The sequence below is a fragment of the Salmonella sp. FC25216 genome (assembly GCF_057751355.1).
In genome coordinates this window covers 41,327-64,549 of record NZ_JBDGON010000001.1, presented here as the reverse complement: position 1 = coordinate 64,549, position 23,223 = coordinate 41,327, and the positions used below count along the sequence as shown (strand labels likewise).

At 55.1% G+C, this 23,223-nt stretch carries 19 protein-coding genes; 12 read left to right on the top strand and 7 right to left on the bottom strand.

Going from position 1 to position 23,223, the window contains the following annotated elements; genetic code table 11:
- Window positions 1-8: 8 nt before the first annotated feature.
- Together sfsA and thpR are read right to left on the bottom strand one after the other, a co-directional pair.
- Window positions 9-713, bottom strand: a complete 705-nt coding sequence (sfsA, locus tag AC3G3F_RS00285; protein WP_023245763.1) for a DNA/RNA nuclease SfsA — start codon at window positions 711-713, stop codon at window positions 9-11.
- Window positions 714-729: 16 nt separating this feature from the next.
- Window positions 730-1,260 carry an RNA 2',3'-cyclic phosphodiesterase gene (gene thpR, locus AC3G3F_RS00280; RefSeq protein ID WP_488394272.1) on the bottom strand — a complete coding sequence of 177 codons (531 nt, stop codon included), beginning with the start codon at window positions 1,258-1,260 and terminating at the stop codon, window positions 730-732.
- Window positions 1,261-1,332: 72 nt separating this feature from the next.
- Here thpR and hrpB point away from each other — a divergent pair, with 72 nt between their 5' ends.
- The 6 genes from hrpB (at window position 1,333) to fhuB (ending at window position 12,617) form a co-directional block, all read left to right on the top strand.
- Entirely contained in the window at window positions 1,333-3,762 is a 2,430-nt protein-coding gene (gene hrpB / locus AC3G3F_RS00275; RefSeq protein ID WP_063390940.1) for an ATP-dependent helicase HrpB, read from the top strand.
- A 140-nt stretch (window positions 3,763-3,902) separates the two neighbouring features.
- The gene (gene mrcB / locus AC3G3F_RS00270; RefSeq protein ID WP_023245766.1) at window positions 3,903-6,419 is read left to right on the top strand and encodes a bifunctional glycosyl transferase/transpeptidase; all 2,517 of its coding nucleotides are present in this window, start codon (window positions 3,903-3,905) and stop codon (window positions 6,417-6,419) included.
- A 295-nt stretch (window positions 6,420-6,714) separates the two neighbouring features.
- On the top strand, window positions 6,715-8,904 hold the full coding sequence (fhuA, locus tag AC3G3F_RS00265) for a ferrichrome porin FhuA (RefSeq protein WP_053508773.1): 2,190 nt from the start codon (window positions 6,715-6,717) through the stop codon (window positions 8,902-8,904).
- Window positions 8,905-8,950: 46 nt separating this feature from the next.
- Window positions 8,951-9,748 (top strand): Fe3+-hydroxamate ABC transporter ATP-binding protein FhuC, encoded by a 798-nt coding sequence (gene fhuC / locus AC3G3F_RS00260; RefSeq protein WP_488394271.1) that lies wholly within the window; start codon window positions 8,951-8,953, stop codon window positions 9,746-9,748.
- Window positions 9,748-10,638 carry a Fe(3+)-hydroxamate ABC transporter substrate-binding protein FhuD gene (fhuD, locus tag AC3G3F_RS00255; protein ID WP_023245769.1) on the top strand — a complete coding sequence of 297 codons (891 nt, stop codon included), beginning with the start codon at window positions 9,748-9,750 and terminating at the stop codon, window positions 10,636-10,638. The genes fhuC and fhuD overlap by 1 nt, the downstream gene beginning before the upstream one ends.
- Entirely contained in the window at window positions 10,635-12,617 is a 1,983-nt protein-coding gene (gene fhuB / locus AC3G3F_RS00250) for a Fe(3+)-hydroxamate ABC transporter permease FhuB (RefSeq protein ID WP_023245770.1), read from the top strand. The genes fhuD and fhuB overlap by 4 nt, the downstream gene beginning before the upstream one ends.
- Before the next feature lie 57 nt (window positions 12,618-12,674).
- Here fhuB and hemL read toward each other — a convergent pair whose 3' ends face one another.
- Window positions 12,675-13,955, bottom strand: a complete 1,281-nt coding sequence (hemL, locus tag AC3G3F_RS00245) for a glutamate-1-semialdehyde 2,1-aminomutase (RefSeq protein ID WP_053529459.1) — start codon at window positions 13,953-13,955, stop codon at window positions 12,675-12,677.
- 169 nt (window positions 13,956-14,124) lie between these two features.
- On the opposite strand from hemL, the gene clcA reads away from it, so the two are divergent.
- From clcA to erpA, 3 genes are read left to right on the top strand one after another with little or no spacing between them, the layout of a single operon-like run.
- Window positions 14,125-15,546, top strand: coding sequence for a H(+)/Cl(-) exchange transporter ClcA (clcA, locus tag AC3G3F_RS00240; RefSeq protein WP_053529458.1), 1,422 nt, complete (start codon window positions 14,125-14,127; stop codon window positions 15,544-15,546).
- A 23-nt stretch (window positions 15,547-15,569) separates the two neighbouring features.
- On the top strand, window positions 15,570-15,635 hold the full coding sequence (gene yadW / locus AC3G3F_RS00235; RefSeq protein WP_366548011.1) for a small protein YadW: 66 nt from the start codon (window positions 15,570-15,572) through the stop codon (window positions 15,633-15,635).
- The gene (gene erpA, locus AC3G3F_RS00230) at window positions 15,628-15,972 is read left to right on the top strand and encodes an iron-sulfur cluster insertion protein ErpA (RefSeq protein ID WP_001278668.1); all 345 of its coding nucleotides are present in this window, start codon (window positions 15,628-15,630) and stop codon (window positions 15,970-15,972) included. The genes yadW and erpA overlap by 8 nt, the downstream gene beginning before the upstream one ends.
- Before the next feature lie 122 nt (window positions 15,973-16,094).
- On the opposite strand, the gene AC3G3F_RS00225 is transcribed toward erpA, so the two are convergent.
- Genes AC3G3F_RS00225 through mtnN form a run of 3 tightly spaced genes read right to left on the bottom strand, consistent with a single transcriptional unit; the run spans window position 16,095 to window position 18,240 of the window.
- Window positions 16,095-16,712: a TRIC cation channel family protein gene (locus tag AC3G3F_RS00225; protein ID WP_000964232.1), complete on the bottom strand. Its 618-nt coding sequence runs from the start codon at window positions 16,710-16,712 to the stop codon at window positions 16,095-16,097.
- Between the two features lie 36 nt (window positions 16,713-16,748).
- Complete coding sequence (gene btuF, locus AC3G3F_RS00220) at window positions 16,749-17,549, bottom strand: vitamin B12 ABC transporter substrate-binding protein BtuF (protein ID WP_053508762.1); 801 nt, start codon at window positions 17,547-17,549, stop codon at window positions 16,749-16,751.
- Window positions 17,542-18,240, bottom strand: a complete 699-nt coding sequence (mtnN, locus tag AC3G3F_RS00215; RefSeq protein ID WP_000689829.1) for a 5'-methylthioadenosine/S-adenosylhomocysteine nucleosidase — start codon at window positions 18,238-18,240, stop codon at window positions 17,542-17,544. The genes btuF and mtnN overlap by 8 nt, the downstream gene beginning before the upstream one ends.
- Before the next feature lie 84 nt (window positions 18,241-18,324).
- Between mtnN and dgt the strand changes: the two genes are divergently transcribed.
- The 3 genes from dgt to cdaR all read left to right on the top strand — a co-directional run bounded on the left by dgt (window position 18,325) and on the right by cdaR (window position 22,708).
- Window positions 18,325-19,842, top strand: coding sequence for a dGTPase (gene dgt, locus AC3G3F_RS00210; RefSeq protein WP_053529456.1), 1,518 nt, complete (start codon window positions 18,325-18,327; stop codon window positions 19,840-19,842).
- A gap of 129 nt (window positions 19,843-19,971) precedes the next feature.
- Window positions 19,972-21,399, top strand: coding sequence for a serine endoprotease DegP (degP, locus tag AC3G3F_RS00205; protein ID WP_053508759.1), 1,428 nt, complete (start codon window positions 19,972-19,974; stop codon window positions 21,397-21,399).
- A 151-nt stretch (window positions 21,400-21,550) separates the two neighbouring features.
- The gene (gene cdaR / locus AC3G3F_RS00200; RefSeq protein ID WP_063390132.1) at window positions 21,551-22,708 is read left to right on the top strand and encodes a DNA-binding transcriptional regulator CdaR; all 1,158 of its coding nucleotides are present in this window, start codon (window positions 21,551-21,553) and stop codon (window positions 22,706-22,708) included.
- A gap of 88 nt (window positions 22,709-22,796) precedes the next feature.
- On the opposite strand, the gene AC3G3F_RS00195 is transcribed toward cdaR, so the two are convergent.
- Window positions 22,797-23,183 carry a DUF3461 family protein gene (locus tag AC3G3F_RS00195; protein ID WP_000272193.1) on the bottom strand — a complete coding sequence of 129 codons (387 nt, stop codon included), beginning with the start codon at window positions 23,181-23,183 and terminating at the stop codon, window positions 22,797-22,799.
- Window positions 23,184-23,223: the final 40 nt, after the last annotated feature.

The following is a 23,223-nucleotide window of genomic DNA, read 5'->3' as shown; positions in this document are numbered from 1 at the left end:
TTATTCCACTACAACGTTATGGGTACTGGTTCGTTCAGTTCCATTTTTGTGGCTGAAAGTTCTGCTTTATAAGCTAAAACTTCCACACCTTTATTCTGAGCCTCGCTCAATAGCTGCGCGTATTTTATATCGATATGACGTGCGGGTGAAAAACGTGTAATGGCGGAGTGCAGCACCGCGAACAACACCACCGCGCGATGACCTGCCGCCGCAACGCCCATCAACTCCCGAAGATGTTTTTGCCCTCGTTCGGTGATGGCATCGGGAAAATAACCGTTTTCTTTTTCCGCTAACGTGACCGATTTCACTTCAATATAGCAGTCCGGGCGGAAATCTGCCTGTAACATAAAATCTATACGGCTGCGTTCGGCGCCATATTTGACTTCACTTTTCAGAATATTGTACCCCGCCAGAGCTGGCAGACGATTCGCTTGAATCGCTTCTTTCGTTAGCCGGTTCGCCCACAGAGTATTTACGCAAATGAATGCGCCGGATTGCGTTTCAGTCAATTCCCAGGTGTGCGGATATTTGCGTTTAGTATTTTCTGATGTTGAATACCAGACGGTATCGCCAGGCGTGGCGCAGCCGGTCATTGCGCCAGTATTAGGACAGTGCAGCGTGAGCGCCGTACCGTCAGGGGTGATCACATCGGCTAAAAAACGTTTATAGCGCTGAATCAGCGTAGCGCGTTGTAAAGGGGGTGAGAATAGCATCGAAATTCCTTCATGATTATTCGCCCAGCGTCCAGCGCTGTAGCTCGGCATAGCGGGTGCGGCCCTGCCCATACGAAGAGGCGTAAAGCGCAAACGACGTGACCGGGAATGACCAGTAAAAGCCCGGCGGCGGGATAGCCACCGCATGGCTGGCGTCGCGCAGCAGCGTAATATGCGGGTGAAAAGGCTGCGGGCTTTGGTAACAACCGCTGCGGGCGGCCTGCGCGCGCAGCATGTTCGCCAACTGCAACAACCCGCGCGGCGGCTGGCGCATCCCCAGCCACACAACGCGCGAACGCAGCCACTGACCGGCGTCATTCAGATGCAGCGTAAAGCCCGGCTGGCGAATTCGTCCGGCCAGTTGCGCAAGCGCGCGCTGCTTATCGTTACTGACGTTGCCTAAGAAGGCCAGTGTCAGGTGTAGGTTCGCCGCCGCGACGGGGCGTCCGTCTTCAGATGCAAAATGGACGGCGCGCCAGGCGATAATTTGCGCGCGCGCCTCGTCGGGTAAGTCAATAGCAAAAAACAGCCGTTTTGGCTCAGACATAGGGATACTCGGTTATGGATTAACACGATGCTACAATGCGGCGCAAAGAAAGTTAACCCTGTGGAGCCGTTTGTGACGTCATTGCCCGTTGCCGCCGTATTGCCTGAATTGTTGACTGCCCTAAAAACCGCGCCGCAGGTTTTGTTGTCCGCGCCTACCGGGGCGGGGAAATCCACCTGGCTGCCGTTGCAACTCCTGCAACAAGGTCCGGTTGCTGGAAAAATCCTCCTGCTTGAACCGCGTCGTCTGGCGGCGCGTAATGTCGCGCAGCGTCTGGCGGAAGGGCTGAATGAAAAGCCAGGCGAAACGGTAGGCTACCGGATGCGCGCGCAAAGCTGCGTGGGGCCGCATACCCGGCTGGAAGTGGTGACAGAAGGCGTATTGACCAGAATGATCCAGCGCGATCCCGAATTACGCGGCGTGGGGCTGGTGATACTGGATGAATTTCATGAGCGCAGTTTACAGGCGGATTTAGCTCTGGCGCTGTTGCTGGATATCCAGCAAGGGCTCCGTGACGATCTCAGGCTGTTAATCATGTCTGCGACGCTGGATAACAACAGGCTTTGTCAGCGATTGCCCGATGCGCCGACGATCGTCTCGGAGGGGCGCGCGTTTCCGGTGGAGCGACGTTATCAGCCGCTCGCGGCGCATTTGCGTTTTGATGAGGCCGTCGCGATGGCGACAGCGGAACTGCTGCGCAATGAAAGTGGTTCGCTGCTGCTATTTTTACCCGGCGTAGGCGAAATACAGCGCGTTCATGAACATCTGGCGTCGCGGGTAGGGCGCGATGTCCTGCTTTGTCCGCTGTATGGCGCATTGTCTCTGGAGACGCAACGCAAAGCGATTATTCCCGCACCTGCCGGGATGCGTAAAGTGGTGTTGGCGACTAACATTGCCGAAACCAGTTTGACGATTGAAGGGATTCGTCTGGTCGTCGATAGCGCTCAGGAGCGCGTGGCGCGATTCGACGCGCGAACGGGACTGACGCGGCTGGTTACGCAGCGTATAAGTCAGGCGTCAATGACGCAGCGCGCGGGGCGCGCCGGACGACTGGCGCCGGGTATCTGCGTACATCTGCTGGCAAAAGAACAGGCGGAGCGGGCGGCGGCGCAAAGCGATCCGGAAATCTTACACAGCGATCTCTCCGGTTTGTTGATGGAGGTGTTGCAGTGGGGATGTCACGATCCGGCATTGCTTTTCTGGCTGGACAGGCCGCCAGAAGTGAATCTTCAGGCCGCCCGCCGTTTATTATTGATGTTAGGCGCGCTGGAGGGTGAGAGATTAAGCGCGCGGGGCCGGAAAATGGCGGCACCAGGTAACGATCCGCGTCTGGCGGCGATGTTAGTCAACGCCGGTGAGGGCGATAGCGCCGCCACCGCCGCTATGCTCGCGGCAATCCTTGAGGACCCGCCGCGCGGCGGCGGTACGGATTTAAGCGTGGTATTTTCGCGGCGACAGCCGGGCTGGCAGCAGCGTAGCCAGCAGCTTTTAAAACGGCTGCAGGTACGTAATGGCGAGCCGGATAGCGCGCTTATCGTGCCGCTGTTGGCCAGAGCGTTTAGCGACCGCATCGCGCGGCGTCGTGGTCAGGAAGGGCGCTATCAGTTAGCCAATGGCATGGGGGCGATGCTGGACGCGGATGACGCGTTGGGACGTCATGAATGGCTGATCGCGCCGCTGTTGCTGCAAGGTAGCGCCTCGCCGGACGCCCGAATATTGTTGGCGCAGCCGCTGGATATCGCCTCGCTGATTCAGGCGTGTCCTGATTTACTGCGCCAGTCCGACACGGTTGAATGGGACGAAGCGCAGGGAACGTTGAAAGCGTGGCGCAGAATGCGTATTGGGCAGTTGACGGTTAACGTTCAGCCACTGGCGAAGCCGTCTGAAGAGGAGCTTCATCAGGCGATGCTGAACGGCATCCGCGATAAAGGTCTGGCCGTCCTTAACTGGACGCCGGAAGCGGAGCAGTTCCGTCTGCGTCTGCACTGTGCGGCGAAATGGCTGCCGGAATATGACTGGCCTGCCGTGGATGAGGCGTCGCTGCTGGCGACTCTGGAAAACTGGTTGCTGCCGCACATGACAGGCGTACAGTCGTTACGAAGTCTGAAATCTCTGAATGTGACTCAGGCGTTACGGGGACTGCTTGACTATCCCATGCTGCAACGTCTGGATAGTGAACTGCCTGGGCATTACACTGTGCCGACGGGAAGCCGAATAACGATTCGTTATCATGAAGATAACCCGCCCGCACTGGCGGTCAGAATGCAGGAAATGTTCGGCGAGGCAAGTACGCCGACGCTTGCGCAGGGGCGAGTGCCGCTGGTGCTGGAACTGCTTTCGCCCGCGCAGCGACCGCTACAGATTACGCGCGATTTAAGCGCTTTCTGGCAGGGCGCGTATCGCGAAGTGCAAAAAGAGATGAAGGGCCGTTACCCCAAACATGTCTGGCCGGACGATCCGGCGAATACGGCCCCAACGCGGCGCACGAAGAAGTATTCGTGACGTGTTATACGCTGCCTCCAGCCCGGATAAGGCGTTAATCGCCCTCCGGCGAAAGGGTAAATTGAGAGATTTCTTCTTCTGTCGTCTGGCGGAAGAATAGAGAATCGGGCCTTTGCGCCTGTATGTTGCGGAGAAAAAGCATGGCGGGGAATGACCGCGAGCCGATTGGACGTAAAGGGAAACCGTCACGTCCTGTGAAACAAAAGGTGAGCCGTCGTCGGCAGCATGACGACGATTATGATGATGACTATGAGGATGAAGAACCGATGCCGCGTAAAGGTAAGGGCAAAGGGCGTAAGCCTCGTGGCAAGCGCGGCTGGCTGTGGCTATTGCTAAAACTGTTTATCGTTTTTGTGGTGCTGTTCGCCATTTACGGCGTCTATCTGGATCAAAAAATCCGCAGCCGTATTGATGGCAAAGTCTGGCAACTTCCGGCGGCGGTATATGGCCGGATGGTGAACCTTGAGCCAGACATGCCTGTCAGCAAAAACGAGATGGTGAAATTGCTGGAAGCGACGCAGTATCGTCTGGTGACGAAGATGACTCGTCCCGGCGAATTTACCGTGCAGGCCAATAGCATTGAGATGATCCGTCGTCCGTTTGACTTCCCGGACAGCAAAGAAGGGCAGGTGCGCGCGCGGCTGACTTTCGATGACGGGCGTCTGGAAACCATTGTCAATCTGGATAACAACCGCCAGTTTGGCTTCTTCCGCCTCGATCCGCGGCTTATCACCATGCTTTCTTCGCCAAATGGCGAGCAGCGTTTATTCGTCCCGCGCAGCGGTTTCCCGGATCTGCTGGTCGATACGCTGTTGGCGACGGAAGATCGTCATTTCTATGAGCATGATGGCATTAGTCTTTACTCCATCGGGCGTGCAGTACTGGCCAACCTGACGGCGGGACGCACGGTGCAGGGGGCCAGTACGCTGACCCAACAGCTAGTGAAGAACCTGTTCCTCTCCAGCGAAAGATCATACTGGCGTAAAGCGAATGAAGCCTACATGGCGCTGATCATGGATGCCCGTTACAGCAAAGATCGTATCCTTGAGCTGTACATGAACGAGGTCTACCTCGGTCAAAGCGGGGACAATGAAATTCGCGGTTTCCCGCTGGCAAGCCTGTATTACTTTGGCCGTCCGGTAGAAGAACTGAGCCTCGATCAGCAGGCGTTACTGGTAGGGATGGTAAAAGGGGCGTCGATTTATAACCCGTGGCGCAATCCGAAACTGGCGCTGGAGCGTCGTAATCTGGTGCTACGCCTGCTACAGCAGCAGAAAATCATCGATCAGGAACTCTATGACATGCTGAGCGCGCGTCCGCTTGGCGTACAGCCGCGCGGCGGCGTTATTTCACCGCAGCCGGCGTTTATGCAGATGGTTCGTCAGGAACTGCAGGCGAAGCTGGGGGATAAAATTAAAGATCTTTCCGGCGTGAAGATCTTCACCACCTTTGACTCCGTGGCGCAGGATGCCGCAGAGAAAGCCGTTGTCGAAGGCATTCCGGCGTTAAAGAAACAGCGTAAGTTGAGCGATCTGGAAACTGCGATGGTGGTGGTGGATCGCTTTAGCGGCGAGGTGCGCGCGATGGTCGGTGGGGCGGAGCCGCAGTATGCCGGCTATAACCGCGCCATGCAGGCGCGTCGTTCCATCGGGTCGCTGGCGAAACCGGCCACCTATCTGACTGCGCTAAGTCAGCCGAACTTATACCGCTTGAACACCTGGATTGCCGATGCGCCGATTTCTCTGCGCCAGCCGAATGGTCAGATCTGGTCGCCGCAGAACGACGATCGTCGCTACAGCGAAAGCGGGAAAGTAATGCTGGTGGATGCGTTAACTCGCTCGATGAACGTACCGACGGTAAATCTGGGGATGGCGTTAGGCTTACCAGCGGTAACCGATACCTGGACGAAGCTCGGCGTGCCGAAAGATCAGCTCAATCCGGTTCCGGCTATGCTGCTAGGGGCGCTGAACCTGACGCCGATCGAAGTTGCGCAAGCGTTTCAGACTATCGCCAGCGGCGGAAATCGCGCGCCGTTATCAGCGCTGCGTTCGGTTATTGCGGAAGATGGTAAGGTGCTGTACCAAAGTTATCCGCAAGCTGAACGCGCCGTACCGGCACAGGCGGCTTACCTGACGCTCTGGACAATGCAGCAGGTCGTCCAGCGTGGTACGGGGCGTCAGCTTGGCGCGAAATATCCGGGTCTGCATCTGGCGGGTAAAACCGGGACGACAAACAACAATGTCGATACCTGGTTTGCCGGTATCGACGGCAGCCAGGTAACCATCACCTGGGTAGGTCGTGATAACAACCAGCCGACTAAACTGTACGGTGCCAGCGGCGCGATGGCGATTTACCAGCGCTATCTGGCGAACCAGACGCCGACGCCTTTAGTTCTGACGCCGCCGGAAGATGTGGTGGATATGGGCGTTGATTACGACGGTAATTTTGTCTGTAGCGGCGGCGTGCGAACTCTACCGGTCTGGACGGACGATCCGAATACGCTGTGCCAGCAGGGCGAGATGATGCAGCAACAGCAGCCGTCAGGCAATCCGTTCGATCAGTCATCTCAGCAGCAGCCTGCGCAGCAACAGCCGCCGAAAGAAGAGAAGAGCGACGGCGTTGCCGGCTGGATTAAAGAGATGTTCGGCGGCAATTAATTGCGGTAATAGTGCCGGGTGGCGCAGCGCTTACCCGGCCTACACCGTTACGACCACACTACGCACTCCCGTATGCCGGATAAGACGTCTTGCGTCGCCATCCGGCAAATCCCCCGTAAATAACATTCCAGTCTAATTTATTAACCCTTTCCTTTCATCTGGTTGTTTCTTAACCCCTTAGTTTTCGTAGGGCCGCGTATCGCTTGCCATTGCGACGATATTTCGCCTATTATGCTGCGGTTATAATAATAATTCTCGTTTACGTTATCATTCACTTTTCATCAGAGATATACCAATGGCGCGTCTTAAAACTGCTCAGCCAAACTCCTCACTGCGTAAAATCGCAGTTGTAGTAGCCACAGCGGTTAGCGGCATGTCTGTCTACGCACAGGCGGCGGTTCAACCGAAAGAAGAAACCATTACCGTAACCGCAGCGTCTGCCCCGCAGGAAAGCGCCTGGGGACCGGCTCCGACCATTGCCGCGAAGCGTTCCGCCACAACCACCAAAACTGATACGCCTATCGAAAAGACGCCGCAGTCTGTTTCGGTCGTGACCAACGAAGAGATGCAAATGCATCAGTTCCAGTCGGTGAAAGAAGCGTTGGGTTACACGCCGGGCGTAACGGTAAGCAGTCGCGGCGCTTCCAATACCTATGACTTCGTTATCATTCGTGGTTTCTCATCTGTCGGTCTGAGTCAAAATAACTATCTGGATGGATTGAAGCTACAGGGTAATTTTTATAACGATGCGGTCATCGATCCCTATATGCTGGAGCGTGTTGAGCTGATGCGCGGGCCAACGTCCGTTCTCTACGGTAAGAGCAACCCGGGCGGTATCATTTCGATGGTCAGCAAGCGGCCGACTACTGAGCCGCTGAAAGAAATTCAATTCAAAATGGGGACGGACAATTTGTTCCAGACCGGTTTTGATTTTAGTGATTCCCTGGATGACAACGGTGAGTTCTCATATCGTCTGACGGGGCTGGCGCGTTCGACAAATGAGCAGCAAAAGAGTTCTGAGTCGCAGCGCTATGCTATTGCCCCCTCTTTTACCTGGCGTCCTGATGAGAAAACGAATTTTACGTTCCTCTCTTATTTCCAGAATGAACCAGAGATTGGCTACTACGGCTGGTTGCCGAAAGAAGGAACGGTTGAACCGCTGCCAAACGGCAAACGCCTGCCGACGGATTTCAACGAAGGGGCGTCAAACAACACCTATTCTCGTAACGAGAAAATGGTGGGATACAGTTTCGAGCATGGCTTTAACGACACCTTTACCGTGCGCCAGAATTTACGTTTTGCTGAAATGAAAACCGCGCAAAAAAGCGTCTATGGTACGGGGATTGCGGCAGACGGCCATACGCTTAACCGCAGTACTATCGTTGACAACGAGCGTTTACAGAATTTCAGTGTAGATACACAACTGGAAAGTAAATTCGCAACCGGCGATATTGATCATACGTTGCTGACGGGTGTCGATTTCATGCGTATGCGTAATGATATTAACGCCACGTTTGGCAGTGCGCCGTCAATCGATCTCTATAATAACTACCATCCTGAATACTTCGCTTTCGGCGGCGCTGAGCCGTACCAGATGAACGAAAGTAAACAAACAGGCATCTATATTCAGGATCAGGCGGAATGGGATAAGTGGGTGTTTACCCTCGGCGGTCGCTATGACTGGTCTAAACAAGCGACAACGGTACGTCAGAATTCCATAACGCCGATGGAAGGCTATATTGAACGTAATGACCACCAGTTCACCTGGCGCGGTGGCGTAAACTACGTATTCGATAATGGGATTTCACCTTACTTCAGCTATAGCCAATCTTTCGAGCCAAGCGCCTTCGATTTATGGAACATTCCACGCGTTTCTTACAAGCCGTCAAAAGGCGAGCAATATGAAGCAGGGGTGAAATACGTACCGAAAGAGATGCCGGTTGTTGTTACGGGGGCCGTTTATCAACTGACCAAAACCAATAACCTGACCGCCGATCCAACCAACCCAGTAGCGCAGGTGCCGGCAGGTGAAATTCGCGCGCGAGGTGTAGAGCTGGAAGCCAAAGCAGCATTGACGGCTAACATCAATATGACGGCGTCTTACACTTATACTGATGCTGAATACACGAAAGACACTAACCTGAAAGGTAATACTCCAGAGCAGGTGCCTGAACACATGGCTTCGCTATGGGGCGATTACACCTTTAACCAAGGTCCGTTGTCAGGTTTAACGCTGGGAACTGGTGGTCGTTTTATTGGTTCCAGTTACGGCGATCCGGCCAATAGCTTCAAGGTAGGCAGTGCAGCGGTGATGGATGCGGTCATCAAGTACGATCTGGCGCGTTTTGGTATGGCGGGCTCCAGCATTGCGGTTAACGTTAACAACCTGCTTGACCGCGAATACGTCGCCAGCTGCTTCCAGACCTACGGCTGTTTCTGGGGCGCGGAGCGTCAGGTTGTCGCAACGGCAACCTTCCGTTTCTAATTTCTTTTTGGGCACGGCTCCGTGCCCGTTTTACAAGTTGGCTGCGATGCAGGAAAACCACATTCATCCCGATACCACCTTTGCGCTGCGAAGCGTCGCCTTTCGCGTGCCGGGCCGCACGCTTTTACACCCTCTTTCGTTAACGTTTCCCGCAGGCCGCGTCACCGGACTTATCGGCCATAATGGTTCCGGTAAATCCACGCTGTTAAAAATGCTGGGACGCCATCAGCCGCCTTCCGAAGGGGATATTCTGCTCGACAATCAGCCGCTGGCGAGCTGGAGCAGCAAGGCGTTTGCCCGCAAAGTCGCGTATCTGCCTCAGCAATTGCCGCAGGCGGAAGGAATGACGGTGCGCGAACTGGTGGCGATTGGCCGCTATCCATGGCACGGCGCGCTGGGACGCTTTGGCGTCGCGGACCGGGAAAAAGTAGAAGAGGCGATTACGCTGGTCGGCTTAAAACCGCTGGCACATCGTCTGGTAGACAGTCTTTCCGGCGGTGAGCGCCAGCGCGCGTGGATCGCAATGCTGGTAGCACAGGACAGCCGTTGTCTGCTGCTGGATGAGCCGACGTCAGCGCTGGATATCGCCCATCAGGTTGACGTGCTGGCGCTGGTGCATCGCTTAAGCCAACAACGTGGCCTGACGGTGATTGCGGTGCTGCATGATATCAATATGGCGGCGCGTTATTGCGACTATCTGGTGGCGCTGCGCGGCGGCGAAATGATTGCGCAAGGAACACCTGTGGAACTCATGCGCAGCGACACCCTGGAGCAGATTTATGGCATCCCGATGGGCATCCTTCCGCATCCGGCGGGCGCCGCACCTGTGAGTTTTGTGTATTAATGCGTGATTTATATCCTCTTACTCGCCGCCGTTTATTAACGGCGATGGCGCTCTCGCCGCTGCTTTGGCAAATGAATATGGCGCAGGCTGCCGCTATCGATCCCCGCCGGATTGTGGCGCTGGAGTGGCTGCCGGTTGAGCTGTTGCTGGCGCTCGGTATTACGCCTTATGGCGTGGCGGACGTGCCAAATTATAAGCTGTGGGTTAGCGAACCGCCGTTGCCGGATTCGGTGATTGATGTAGGTCTTCGCACTGAACCCAATCTTGAACTGCTGACGGAGATGAAGCCGTCGTTTATGGTCTGGTCGGCAGGTTACGGACCCTCGCCGGAGAAACTGGCGCGGATCGCGCCGGGGCGCGGGTTCGATTTTAGCGACGGCAAAAAGCCGCTGGCGGTGGCCCGACGATCGCTGGTTGAGCTGGCGCAGACGCTGAATCTGGAAGCCGCGGCAGAAAAACATCTGGCGCAATACGATCGCTTCATCGCAAGCCAGAAGCCGCGTTTTATCCGCCGCGGGGGACGTCCGTTACTGATGACGACGCTTATCGATCCGCGGCATATGCTGGTGCTGGGCCCGAACTGCCTGTTCCAGGAGGTGCTGGACGAGTATGGCATCCGTAACGCCTGGCAGGGGGAAACCAACTTTTGGGGCAGTACGGCGGTCAGCATCGATCGGCTGGCGATGTATAAAGAGGCGGATGTCATTTGCTTCGACCACGGGAATAACACCGATATGAATGCGCTGATGGCGACGCCGCTGTGGCAGGCCATGCCGTTTGTCCGCGCCGGGCGTTTTCACCGGGTGCCTGCCGTTTGGTTCTATGGCGCGACCCTCTCCACGATGCATTTTGTCCGCATCCTGAATAACGTGCTGGGAGGGAAGGCGTGAATAAACGTGTGGCGCGCTTCCCGGCCTTTCTGCTGGTTGGGTTGTTTATCATCGCGGTCTGGCTGACCTGGACGAATCTCTCCATAGCGCTACCGCGCGACCAGTGGCGGCAGGCGATGTGGTCGCCGGATGTTGATGCCATTGGACAGATGATTTTTCATTACAGTCTGCTGCCAAGACTGGCGATTTCACTGCTGGTAGGCGCGGGGCTTGGGCTGGTAGGCGTACTGTTCCAGCAAGTATTACGTAACCCGTTGGCGGAACCGACCACGCTGGGCGTGGCGACCGGTGCGCAATTGGGGATCACGGTGACTACGCTATGGGCGATTCCCGGCGCGCTGGCGACGCAGTTTGCCGCCCTGACGGGAGCCTGCATCGTCGGCGCGCTGGTGTTTGGTGTGGCGTGGGGCAAACGCTTGTCGCCGGTAACCCTGATCCTCGCCGGGCTGGTGGTCAGCCTCTATTGCGGGGCTATCAACCAGCTATTGGTGATTTTCCATCACGATCAGTTGCAAAGCATGTTTTTATGGAGCACCGGAACGCTGACGCAAACTGACTGGAGCGGCGTGCAGCGTCTGTGGCCCCAGTTGGTGGGCGGCGTAATGCTCACTTTATTATTGTTACGTCCGATGACGCTGATGGGGCTGGATGACGGCGTTGCGCGTAATCTGGGGCTGGCGCTGTCGTTAGCGCGTCTGGCGGCGCTGTCGCTGGCGATTGTGTTGAGCGCGCTGCTGGTCAACGCAGTGGGCATTATTGGTTTTATCGGTCTGTTTGCGCCGCTGCTGGCGAAAATGCTTGGCGCAAGACGTCTGCTGGCGCGCCTGATGCTGGCGCCGCTCATTGGGGCACTTATTTTGTGGCTATCCGATCAGATTATCCTTTGGCTAACTCGCATATGGATGGAAGTCTCCACCGGGTCAGTGACGGCATTAATCGGCGCGCCGCTACTGCTATGGCTGCTGCCGCGGCTTAAAAACATGAGCGCGCCGGATATGAACGCCAGCGATCGCGTGGCGGCGGAACGTCGGCATGTCCTCGCTTTTACCGTTGCCGGTGGGGCGCTCCTGCTGCTGGCAACATGGGTCGCGCTCTCTTTTGGTCGTGACGCGCACGGCTGGACGTGGGCGAGCGGAACGCTGCTTGAGGAGCTGATGCCGTGGCGCTGGCCACGGATACTGGCGGCGTTAATGGCGGGCGTCATGCTGGCGGTGGCGGGCTGTATTATTCAGCGTCTGACCGGTAATCCGATGGCCAGTCCTGAAGTGCTGGGGATCAGTTCCGGGGCTGCGTTTGGCGTGGTGTTGATGCTGTTTCTGGTGCCGGGGAATGCTTTCGGTTGGCTACTGCCTGCCGGAAGCCTTGGCGCGGCGGCGACATTGCTGATCATTATGATAACCGCCGGACGCGGCGGTTTTTCGCCGCAACGGATGTTGTTGGCGGGGATGGCGCTCAGCACCGCGTTTACCATGCTGCTAATGATGCTCCAGGCGAGCGGCGATCCGCGGATGGCGGAAGTGTTGACCTGGATCTCAGGATCTACCTATAACGCTACTGGCGGGCAGGTTACGCGAACCGCGATAGTGATGGTGATTTTGCTGGCAATTGTGCCGTTGTGTCGCCGCTGGTTAACGATTTTGCCACTGGGCGGCGATGCCGCGCGCGCGGTGGGTATGGCGCTCACGCCGTCGCGTATCGCGCTGCTGGCATTGGCGGCTTGTTTGACGGCAGCCGCGACGATGACCATTGGGCCGCTGAGTTTCGTTGGACTGATGGCGCCGCATATTGCGCGGATGCTCGGTTTTCGCCGGACGATACCGCATATGGTCATCTCGGCGCTGGCGGGGGGCGTTTTACTGGTCTTTGCCGACTGGTGCGGCAGGATGGCGCTATTTCCGTATCAGATCCCGGCGGGACTGCTTTCAAGCTTTATTGGTGCGCCGTACTTTATTTATCTGTTACGTAAACAGAGCCGGTAATAAAAAAGCCGGGTGGCGGCTGGCGCCTTACCCGGCCTACAATACTTCATCTCGCCTTTACAGCGTCGCAAGCACCCGACGCGCGGCGTCAATGGTATTATTAATGTCGTCCATGCTATGTGCGACCGACATAAAGCCTGCTTCAAACGCCGATGGCGCCAGATACACGCCTTCCTCCAGCATCAGGTGGAAGAAACGCTTAAAGCGTTCAACGTCGCACGCCATCACGTCCTGATAGCAGGTTACGCTCTCGGCGTCGGTGAAGAAAATCCCGAACATGCCGCCAACATGGTTGACGATCAGTGGGATACCTGCCTCCTGTGCTGCTTCGCACAATCCTTCCGCCAGACGGGTGGTGAGCTCATCCAGCGTTTCATGAATGCCGGGCTGGGCGACTTCATTCAGACAGGCGAAACCAGCCGCCATCGCAATCGGGTTGCCGGAAAGGGTGCCCGCCTGGTAAACCGGGCCCGTCGGCGCCAGCGCATCCATTACATCGCGACGACCGCCAAACGCGCCTACCGGCATCCCGCCGCCGATGATTTTACCCAGACAGGTTAGGTCCGGCACGACGCCGTAGTAATCCTGGGCGCCGGCCAACGCTACGCGAAAACCGGTCATCACTTCGTCGATAATCAGCAGCGCGCCGAACTCATCACACAAGGCGCGCAGGCCCGGCAGGAACGCTGGCAGCGGCGGGACGCAGTTCATATTGCCCGCCACGGGTTCGACGATGATACAGGCTATTTCCTGCGGATATTGTTCAAACGCCGCGCGCACTGATGCCAGATCGTTATAGACGCAGGTCAGCGTATGTTTAGCAAAATCTGCCGGGACGCCCGGCGAGTTCGGCTGACCGAGCGTCAGTGCGCCTGACCCGGCTTTTACCAGCAGGCAATCTGCGTGGCCGTGGTAGCAGCCTTCGAATTTGATAATCTTATCGCGGCCGGTAAAACCACGCGCCAGGCGAATGGCGCTCATGGTTGCTTCGGTGCCGGAGTTCACCATGCGCACCATGTCCATGGTCGGTACCAGGTTTGTGACCAGTTCCGCCATTTTTACTTCCATTTCGGTTGGCGCGCCGAAGCTAAGCCCCCGTTCGGCGGCTTCGATCACCGCATTGCGGATAGCCGGATGGTTATGCCCAAGTACCATTGGCCCCCAGGAACCGACATAGTCGATATACGCTTTGCCATCGACATCATAAAGATAGGCGCCGTCCGCTTTTTCGATAAACAGCGGGGTGCCGCCCACGCCAGTGAAGGCGCGAACAGGGGAGTTCACGCCGCCGGGGATCAGCTCGCGCGCTGCGCTATAGAGATTTTCAGACTTACTCATGGAAAGGTTCCTGGTTCGTAGAAAAAGTGAATACCCGCTATTCTAAGTTATTCAGAGAAGGTTATGAAAGTTTTACGCATTTGAAACAATACGATTTGCAGGGGATTTTCACGGCGTTGGCGAGTAGAATGCCGACTTTAGATTTGTATTACCAATGAATGATCTTCTGATGAAAACAGACACTTCCACCTTTTTAGCTCAGCAAATCGTGCGTTTACGGCGCAGAGATCAGATTCGCCGGTTAATGCAGCGGGATAAAACGCCGCTGGCCATCCTGTTCATGGCGGCCGTTGTCGGCTCACTTACCGGGCTGGTTGGCGTGGCCTTTGAAAAGGCTGTTTCCTGGGTACAAAACATGCGTATTGGCGCGCTGGTTCAGGTCGCGGAGCATGCTTTTTTGCTTTGGCCGCTGGCCTTTATACTGTCGGCATTACTGGCGATGGTCGGCTACTTTTTGGTGCGAAAATTTGCGCCGGAAGCCGGCGGATCGGGTATCCCGGAAATTGAAGGCGCGCTGGAGGAGTTACGTCCGGTGCGCTGGTGGCGCGTGTTGCCGGTGAAGTTTATCGGTGGGATGGGAACGTTGGGCGCAGGAATGGTATTAGGGCGCGAAGGGCCAACGGTGCAAATCGGGGGAAACCTGGGGCGCATGGTGCTGGATGTCTTTCGTATGCGCAGTGCCGAAGCGCGGCATACGTTGCTGGCGACTGGCGCGGCGGCGGGGCTTTCTGCGGCGTTTAACGCGCCGCTGGCGGGTATCCTGTTTATTATTGAAGAGATGCGCCCGCAGTTTCGCTACAACCTGATTTCGATTAAAGCAGTGTTTACCGGCGTGATCATGTCGAGCATTGTGTTCCGCATATTTAACGGCGAAGCGCCGATTATTGAAGTCGGCAAATTGTCTGATGCCCCGGTTAACACGCTGTGGTTATACCTTATCCTCGGCATTATTTTTGGCTGCGTCGGGCCGGTATTTAATTCGCTGGTGCTGCGTACCCAGGATATGTTTCAGCGCTTTCATGGCGGCGAAATTAAAAAATGGGTGCTAATGGGCGGCGCGATCGGCGGCCTGTGCGGTATTCTGGGGTTGATTGAGCCGGAAGCGGCAGGCGGTGGATTTAACCTTATTCCTATCGCCGCGGCAGGTAATTTTAGCGTCGGGCTACTGTTGTTCATCTTTATTACCCGGGTTGTCACGACGCTGCTTTGCTTTTCTTCCGGCGCGCCGGGGGGGATTTTCGCCCCGATGCTGGCGCTGGGGACGCTGCTTGGTACGGCCTTTGGTATGGCGGCGGCAGTGCTTTTCCCGCAGTATCACCTGGAGGCCGGTACTTTTGCGATTGCCGGGATGGGGGCGCTGATGGCGGCGTCGGTGCGCGCCCCGCTGACGGGAATTGTGCTGGTGCTGGAAATGACCGATAACTACCAGCTCATTTTGCCAATGATTATCACTTGTCTTGGCGCGACACTATTAGCCCAGTTTTTGGGTGGGAAACCGTTATACTCAACCATCCTGGCGCGCACTCTGGCGAAGCAGGATGCGGAACAGGCGGCGAAAAGCCAGAATGCGCCTGCGGGCGAGAATACTTGAACGAATTACCAGGGTATTAGATAATGACCGCCAATATTGGGTGGAAATTTATCCAATTACCGATGTCGTTTGGAGCAAAATATGAGTGATGACGTAGCGCTGCCGCTGCAGTTTACCGACGCAGCAGCGAATAAAGTAAAAAGTCTTATCGCTGACGAAGATAACCCGAATCTGAAACTGCGCGTGTATATTACCGGCGGTGGTTGCAGCGGTTTCCAGTACGGTTTCACCTTTGACGATCAGGTTAACGAAGGGGATATGACCATCGAAAAACAGGGCGTTGGTCTGGTGGTTGACCCGATGAGTTTGCAGTATCTGGTCGGTGGTTCGGTAGATTATACCGAAGGTCTGGAAGGCTCCCGCTTCATTGTGACCAACCCGAATGCGAAAAGCACCTGCGGGTGTGGCTCTTCCTTCAGCATCTGATGTATTGCCGGATGACGGCTTAACGCCTTATCCGGCCAACAAGTGACAACTGTACTGTAGGCCCGGTAAGCGTTAGCGCCACCGGGCAATGGGTTCGTTTTATCCGGTCTGCAAATGACGTTTCAATTCTCATCTAAGGCAAAGGTCGGCAGTTTCAGGTGCCAACGTATCGCCGCCAGCCGAATGAACAGCGTGACGACCATGCCCATCATGCTGGCGCTTTCCAGCGGCACTGAAAACGTATAAAACGCGGTGGCGTGAACAATTCCGCCGATAATACAGGCCGTGGCATAGATTTCGGTGCGTAGGATCATGGGAATCTCGCGTGCCAGAACATCGCGAATAATCCCGCCGCCGACGCCGGTAATCACCCCCATACAGACTGCCACTAATGGCCCCGTTTCGGCGAGGAAGGCTTTATTTACCCCAATGCCGACAAACACCGCCAGCCCTACGGCATCCAATACCGGCAGCATCCATTTCGGCAGGCGTCTTGGCTGGCGAACCAGCAGGATGGTCAACATACTGGTAACCATGGCGACAACCAGATCGGTAGGATCTTTAACCCAGAATACCGGGCCGTTATCCAGCGCCATATCGCGGATTGTCCCGCCGCCGACGGCAGTAACGACGCCGAGCACCAGGACGCCAAACGGGTCCATACGTAATTTCCCGGCCAGCAACACGCCAGAGATAGCAAATACAGCCGTGCCTACAATATCCAGCCAATAGACGAGCATTGTTGAATCCCCACTGAGAGCCTGGTGAGACAGGCTCTAATTCACCTGTGAAAGCGCATTACAGAGTTGTTTTGCGGCGAGGATAATACGCGGGCTTGCGCGTTCAAACCAGTCGCTGTTAAGCGGAATAACCGGAATTTTTAGCAGGTTTCCCCAGTATTGTTCAATTTTGAGAATTTCGCCCGCTTTTCCGGCCACGATAATGGCCTGGGGATGCCTTGCCAGCACCTGCTCACGGCTGACTTGCGGCCACGGCACGCGGCTGTCAGCGAAGACGTTTTCTCCGCCGCAGGTCGTCAAAACCTGATGTTGGATAGACCCTTTACCGCTGGTAAACAAAGGATTCATGCCAAACTGAAGAAAGACGCGTTTTTTAGCTTTACTGGCATACTCGGTTTTGAGCGCGGCGTACTCCTTTAGCAACGTCTGCGCTGCCTGCTGAGCCTTTTCCGGCTGCGGGCTCCAGTCGGCCAGTTGACGGAGCGTGTCGGCGATCTGTTCGATGGTTATCGCGTCCACCCACATTACCTTAATACCTAACGAAGTCAGTTGGTTTACCTGACGTTCCGCATTACCGCCGCGCCAGGCGACGACCAGATCCGGCTTCAGCGCCACAATGCGCTCCAGATTCATTCCCTGCCAGGTAGAGACCTGTTCTATTTTTTGCGCTTCGGGCGGGTAGTCGGAATAGCTGCTGACGCCAACGGGCGTAATCCCGGCGGCAAAAGCGAGCTCCGTATTGGCGGGAGAGAGGGTAATTACGCGCGGCGCGGCGTAAAGCCACACCGGGAGCGTAAGCAGCAGGGCGACCAGCGCCCTGAACATTTGCTTAGCCATGCGCCAGTTTCTGTACCAGAGTTTCGACCATCAGAGTCGACTGTTTCGCCGCCACCGCGAGGAATTCGTCAAAGCTGAGGTGCGATTGCTGATCGGCCACGTCAGAGATAGCGCGTACCACCACGAACGGCACGTTGAAGTTATAGCAGACGTGTGCGATAGCGGTGGCTTCCATCTCTACAGCGACCGCTTCGGGGAAGTTATGCCGGATTTTCGCCAGCCCGACGGAACCGTTAATAAACGCGTCGCCGCTAACAATAAGACCGCGTACCGCGTTCAGATTCAGCTCCCTGATGCAGGATTCCGCGGCGGCGATCAGTTTGTCATCGGCCTTAAATCCGGCCGGACAGCCCGGTAATTGCCCGTATTCATAGCCGAAAGCGGTCACATCAGCGTCGTGGTAACGCGCTTCGTCAGAGACGACGATATCGCCGACCTTCAGCGTGGACGCCAGACCGCCTGCGGAACCGGTATTGATGATCACGTCCGGCTTGCAGTGCTCCAGAAGCAACGTTGCGCCCAGCGCCGCCGCGACCTTACCGATACCGGATTTCAGTAACGCCACTTCGGTGCCGTTCAACTGGCCGGTGTAAATTTCGCAGCCGCCCAGCGTCAGCGTCTGACGGTTATCAATTTTGTCACGCAGCAGCGTAACTTCTTCTTCCATTGCGCCAATGATGCCGATTTTCATAGATTTACTCGCGATAAGTCAGTTTTGGGGGCATAGTTTATCATGCGCTTATGGGGAAGCGCATTTCTCAGGCGGGGAGAGGATATGGCATCGATCGATTTCCGAAATAAAATTAACTGGCATCGTCGTTATCGTTCACCGCAGGGCGTAAAGACGGAACATGAGATCCTGCGGATTTTTGAAAGCGATCGCGGGCGGATTATCAACTCTCCGGCTATACGCCGTTTGCAGCAAAAAACGCAGGTTTTCCCGCTGGAGCGCAATGCCGCAGTGCGTACTCGCCTGACGCATTCGATGGAGGTGCAGCAGGTGGGGCGTTATATCGCGAAAGAGATTTTAAGCCGCCTGAAAGAGCAAAACCGGCTGGAGGAGTACGGTCTGGACGCGCTGACCGGTCCCTTTGAAAGTATTGTGGAAATGGCCTGCCTGATGCACGACATCGGTAATCCGCCGTTCGGTCATTTTGGCGAGGCGGCGATCAATGACTGGTTTCGTCAGCGGCTGCATCCGGAAGATGCGGAAAGTCAGCCGCTCACGCATGATCGCTGTGTGGTTTCCTCGCTACGGTTACAGGAAGGCGAAGAAAATCTGAACGATATTCGCCGCAAAGTACGTCAGGATATCTGCCATTTTGAAGGCAATGCACAGGGAATTCGTCTGGTGCATACGCTCATGCGGATGAATCTTACCTGGGCGCAGGTTGGCGGAATTTTAAAATATACCCGTCCGGCATGGTGGCGAGGGTCGGTGCCGGACTCCCATCGCTATTTAATGAAGAAACCGGGCTATTATCTTTCTGAAGAGAAGTATATTGCGAGGTTACGTAAAGAACTTCAGTTAGCGCCTTACAGTCGCTTTCCATTAACGTGGATTATGGAAGCCGCAGATGATATCTCTTATTGTGTCGCCGATCTTGAAGACGCGGTAGAGAAAAGAATCTTTAGCGTTGAGCAGCTTTATCACCATTTATATCACGCGTGGGGCCACCATGAGAAGGATTCGCTGTTTGAGCTGGTGGTAGGAAATGCGTGGGAAAAATCACGCGCCAATACATTAAGCCGCAGTACCGAAGATCAGTTTTTTATGTATTTACGGGTAAATACATTAAATAAACTGGTGCCATATGCCGCTCAGCGTTTTATTGATAATTTACCGCAGATTTTTGCCGGTACCTTCAATCAGGCGTTGCTGGAAGATGCCAGCGGTTTTAGTCGTCTACTTGAATTATATAAGAACGTGGCGGTTGAACATGTGTTTAGCCATCCGGACGTAGAACAGCTTGAGCTACAGGGATACCGGGTAATCAGTGGGTTATTAGATATCTATCAGCCACTATTAAGTCTGTCGCTTAACGACTTTCGCGAGCTGGTGGAACAAGATCGGTTGAAACGCTTGCCCATAGAATCGCGTTTATTTCAGAAACTCTCTACGCGCCATCGTTTGGCCTACGTGGAAGTCGTCAGTAAATTACCCACGGATTCGGCGGAGTATCCGGTGCTGGAATATTATTATCGTTGTCGGTTGATTCAGGATTATATCAGCGGTATGACTGACCTTTACGCATGGGATGAATATCGGCGATTGATGGCGGTCGAACAGTAAATGGACTTTTGTAAAGATGGACAATAAATTTTTACTTTTTCCAGAAACTTTATTCCGGAACTTCGCGTTATAAAATGAATCTGACGTACACAGCAATTTTGCGTTACCTGTTAATCGAGATTGAAACACATGAAAAAAACCACATTAGCAATGAGTGCACTGGCTCTGAGTTTAGGTTTGGCATTGTCGCCTCTGTCTGCCACGGCGGCTGAAACGTCGTCTTCAGCAATGACCGCCCAGCAGATGCCAAGCCTGGCGCCGATGCTCGAAAAAGTGATGCCATCGGTGGTCAGTATTAATGTAGAAGGCAGCACCACGGTGAATACGCCGCGTATGCCGCGTAATTTCCAGCAGTTCTTTGGCGATGACTCCCCGTTCTGCCAGGACGGTTCTCCGTTCCAGAATTCCCCGTTCTGCCAGGGCGGCGGTAACGGCGGCAATGGTGGCCAACAACAGAAATTCATGGCGCTGGGTTCCGGCGTAATTATTGACGCCGCGAAGGGTTACGTCGTCACCAACAACCACGTTGTTGATAACGCCAACGTGATTAAAGTACAGCTTAGCGATGGGCGTAAATTCGATGCCAAAGTGGTGGGCAAAGATCCGCGTTCTGATATTGCGCTGATTCAAATTCAGAATCCGAAAAACCTGACGGCGATTAAGCTGGCGGACTCCGACGCGCTGCGCGTGGGGGATTATACCGTGGCTATTGGTAACCCGTTTGGTCTGGGCGAAACGGTGACGTCAGGTATCGTTTCGGCGCTGGGGCGTAGCGGCCTGAACGTTGAAAACTATGAAAACTTTATTCAGACCGACGCCGCGATTAACCGCGGTAACTCCGGCGGCGCGCTGGTGAACCTGAACGGCGAGCTGATCGGTATTAACACCGCGATTCTGGCGCCAGACGGCGGTAACATTGGTATCGGCTTCGCTATCCCCAGCAACATGGTGAAAAACCTGACGTCGCAGATGGTGGAATATGGCCAGGTTAAACGCGGCGAACTGGGAATCATGGGGACTGAGCTGAATTCCGAACTGGCGAAAGCGATGAAAGTCGACGCCCAGCGTGGCGCGTTCGTCAGCCAGGTGATGCCGAATTCGTCCGCGGCGAAAGCAGGTATTAAAGCCGGGGATGTCATTACCTCCCTGAACGGTAAACCGATCAGCAGCTTTGCGGCGCTGCGCGCGCAGGTCGGCACTATGCCGGTCGGCAGCAAAATCAGCCTCGGTCTGCTGCGTGAAGGTAAAGCTATTACGGTCAATCTGGAACTGCAGCAGAGCAGCCAGAGTCAGGTTGATTCCAGCACCATCTTCAGCGGGATTGAAGGCGCTGAAATGAGCAATAAAGGCCAGGATAAAGGCGTTGTGGTCAGCAGCGTGAAAGCGAACTCACCAGCCGCGCAAATTGGCCTCAAAAAAGGCGATGTGATTATCGGCGCTAACCAGCAGCCAGTGAAAAATATCGCCGAGCTGCGTAAGATTCTCGACAGCAAGCCGTCGGTTCTGGCGCTGAATATTCAGCGTGGCGATAGCTCTATTTATCTGTTGATGCAGTAATCACCTTATCCCCCTTCCACCACGGAAGGGGGCAACTTTTTTCTGTGAAGCCCCCCACAACTCCATACTTCTTTGCTCTGCTTTGTGCATTTGCACAATGTCGAGGTCTGCCATCTTCCTTATGCTTATGCTCTGCTCACTGGAGGGTTTTATGGCTGGCTGGCGTCTTGATACCAAAATGGCGCAGGATATCGTGGCGCGCACTATGCGCATCATTGATACCAATATCAACGTAATGGATGCCCGTGGGCGCATTATCGGCAGCGGCGATCGGGAGCGTATTGGTGAATTGCACGAAGGCGCGCTATTAGTGCTGTCACAAGGCCGGGTTGTGGATATCGACGATGCCGTGGCGCGACACCTGCACGGGGTACGTCAGGGGATAAATCTACCCTTATGCCTTGAGGGCGAAATTGTCGGCGTGATCGGCCTCACTGGCGAACCAGAACATCTGCGTAAATATGGTGAACTGGTGTGTATGACCGCCGAAATGATGCTGGAGCAGTCGCGGTTAATGCACCTTCTGGCGCAGGATAGCCGTCTGCGCGAAGAGTTGGTGATGAACCTGATTCAGGCCGAAGAAAATACGCCAGCGCTGGTGGAATGGGCGCAACGTTTGGGGATCGATTTGAACCAGCCGCGTGTAGCGGCGGTAGTCGAAGTCGACAGCGGCCAGCTTGGTGTCGACAGCGCAATGGCGGAGCTTCAGCAGTTACAGAATGCGCTCACCACGCCGGAACGTAACAACCTGATAGCCATTGTTTCTCTCTCCGAGATGGTGGTACTAAAGCCTGCATTAAACCCGTTTGGTCGCTGGGATGCCGAAGATCATCGTAAGCGTGTAGAGCAGCTTATCTCGCGAATGAAAGAAAACGGTCAGCTACGTTTTCGCGTGGCGCTGGGCAATTACTTTACCGGGCCGGGCAGTATTGCACGTTCATATCGCACGGCGCGTACCACGATGATGGTTGGCAAACAGCGGATGCCAGAGAGTCGCAGCTATTTTTATCAGGATTTGATGCTGCCGGTCCTGTTAGATGGCCTGCGTGGCGGCTGGCAGGCCAATGAGCTGGCGCGCCCGCTGGTAAAACTCAAAGCGATGGATAACAACGGGTTATTACGTCGGACGCTGACGGCGTGGTTTCGCCATAATGTCCAGCCGCTGGCAACTTCTAAGGCGCTGTTTATTCACCGTAATACACTGGAATATCGGCTGAATCGCATTTCGGAACTGACCGGGCTGGATTTGGGCAATTTTGACGATCGGCTGTTGCTGTATGTGGCGCTACAACTGGATGAACAGCGTTAAGCCCGGCGGCGCTTCGCTTACCAGGCCTACGGAGATATAGCTGTAGGCCGGATAAGGCGTAACACGTCGCCATCCGGCAACACACAGCTTACTTACGGGTAAGCTTGTCCAGATCGGCTTCGATTTCACTGATCTTATTCGCGACGACGCTTTCCAGATGGCGCAAGTCGTCGAGGATCTTACGTTTGAGATCGAGTTCTGAGCGGTCGCGCTGGCAGATTTGGTCCAGTTCGTCAATCACATAGCGTAGGTTAGGGCTAATCTCCTGTACTTCTTTATAACCCTGACCGATGCCATCGGCCACCACCGTTTTTCGCTGGCGTGGGTACTTAAACTTCACGCTTTTAGCAAAGAATTCACCTCTATCCTTTTGAAAATAGATTTTCAGGATATCGTTGTTGGCTTCTTGCCGCAGGCTGTAACGATCGATTTCCTCAGGATTGGTAATGCCCAGACTTTTTAGATTGTCATACATAGCGGTATCCTTCATCACACTATAACTTTTGAATAATTAA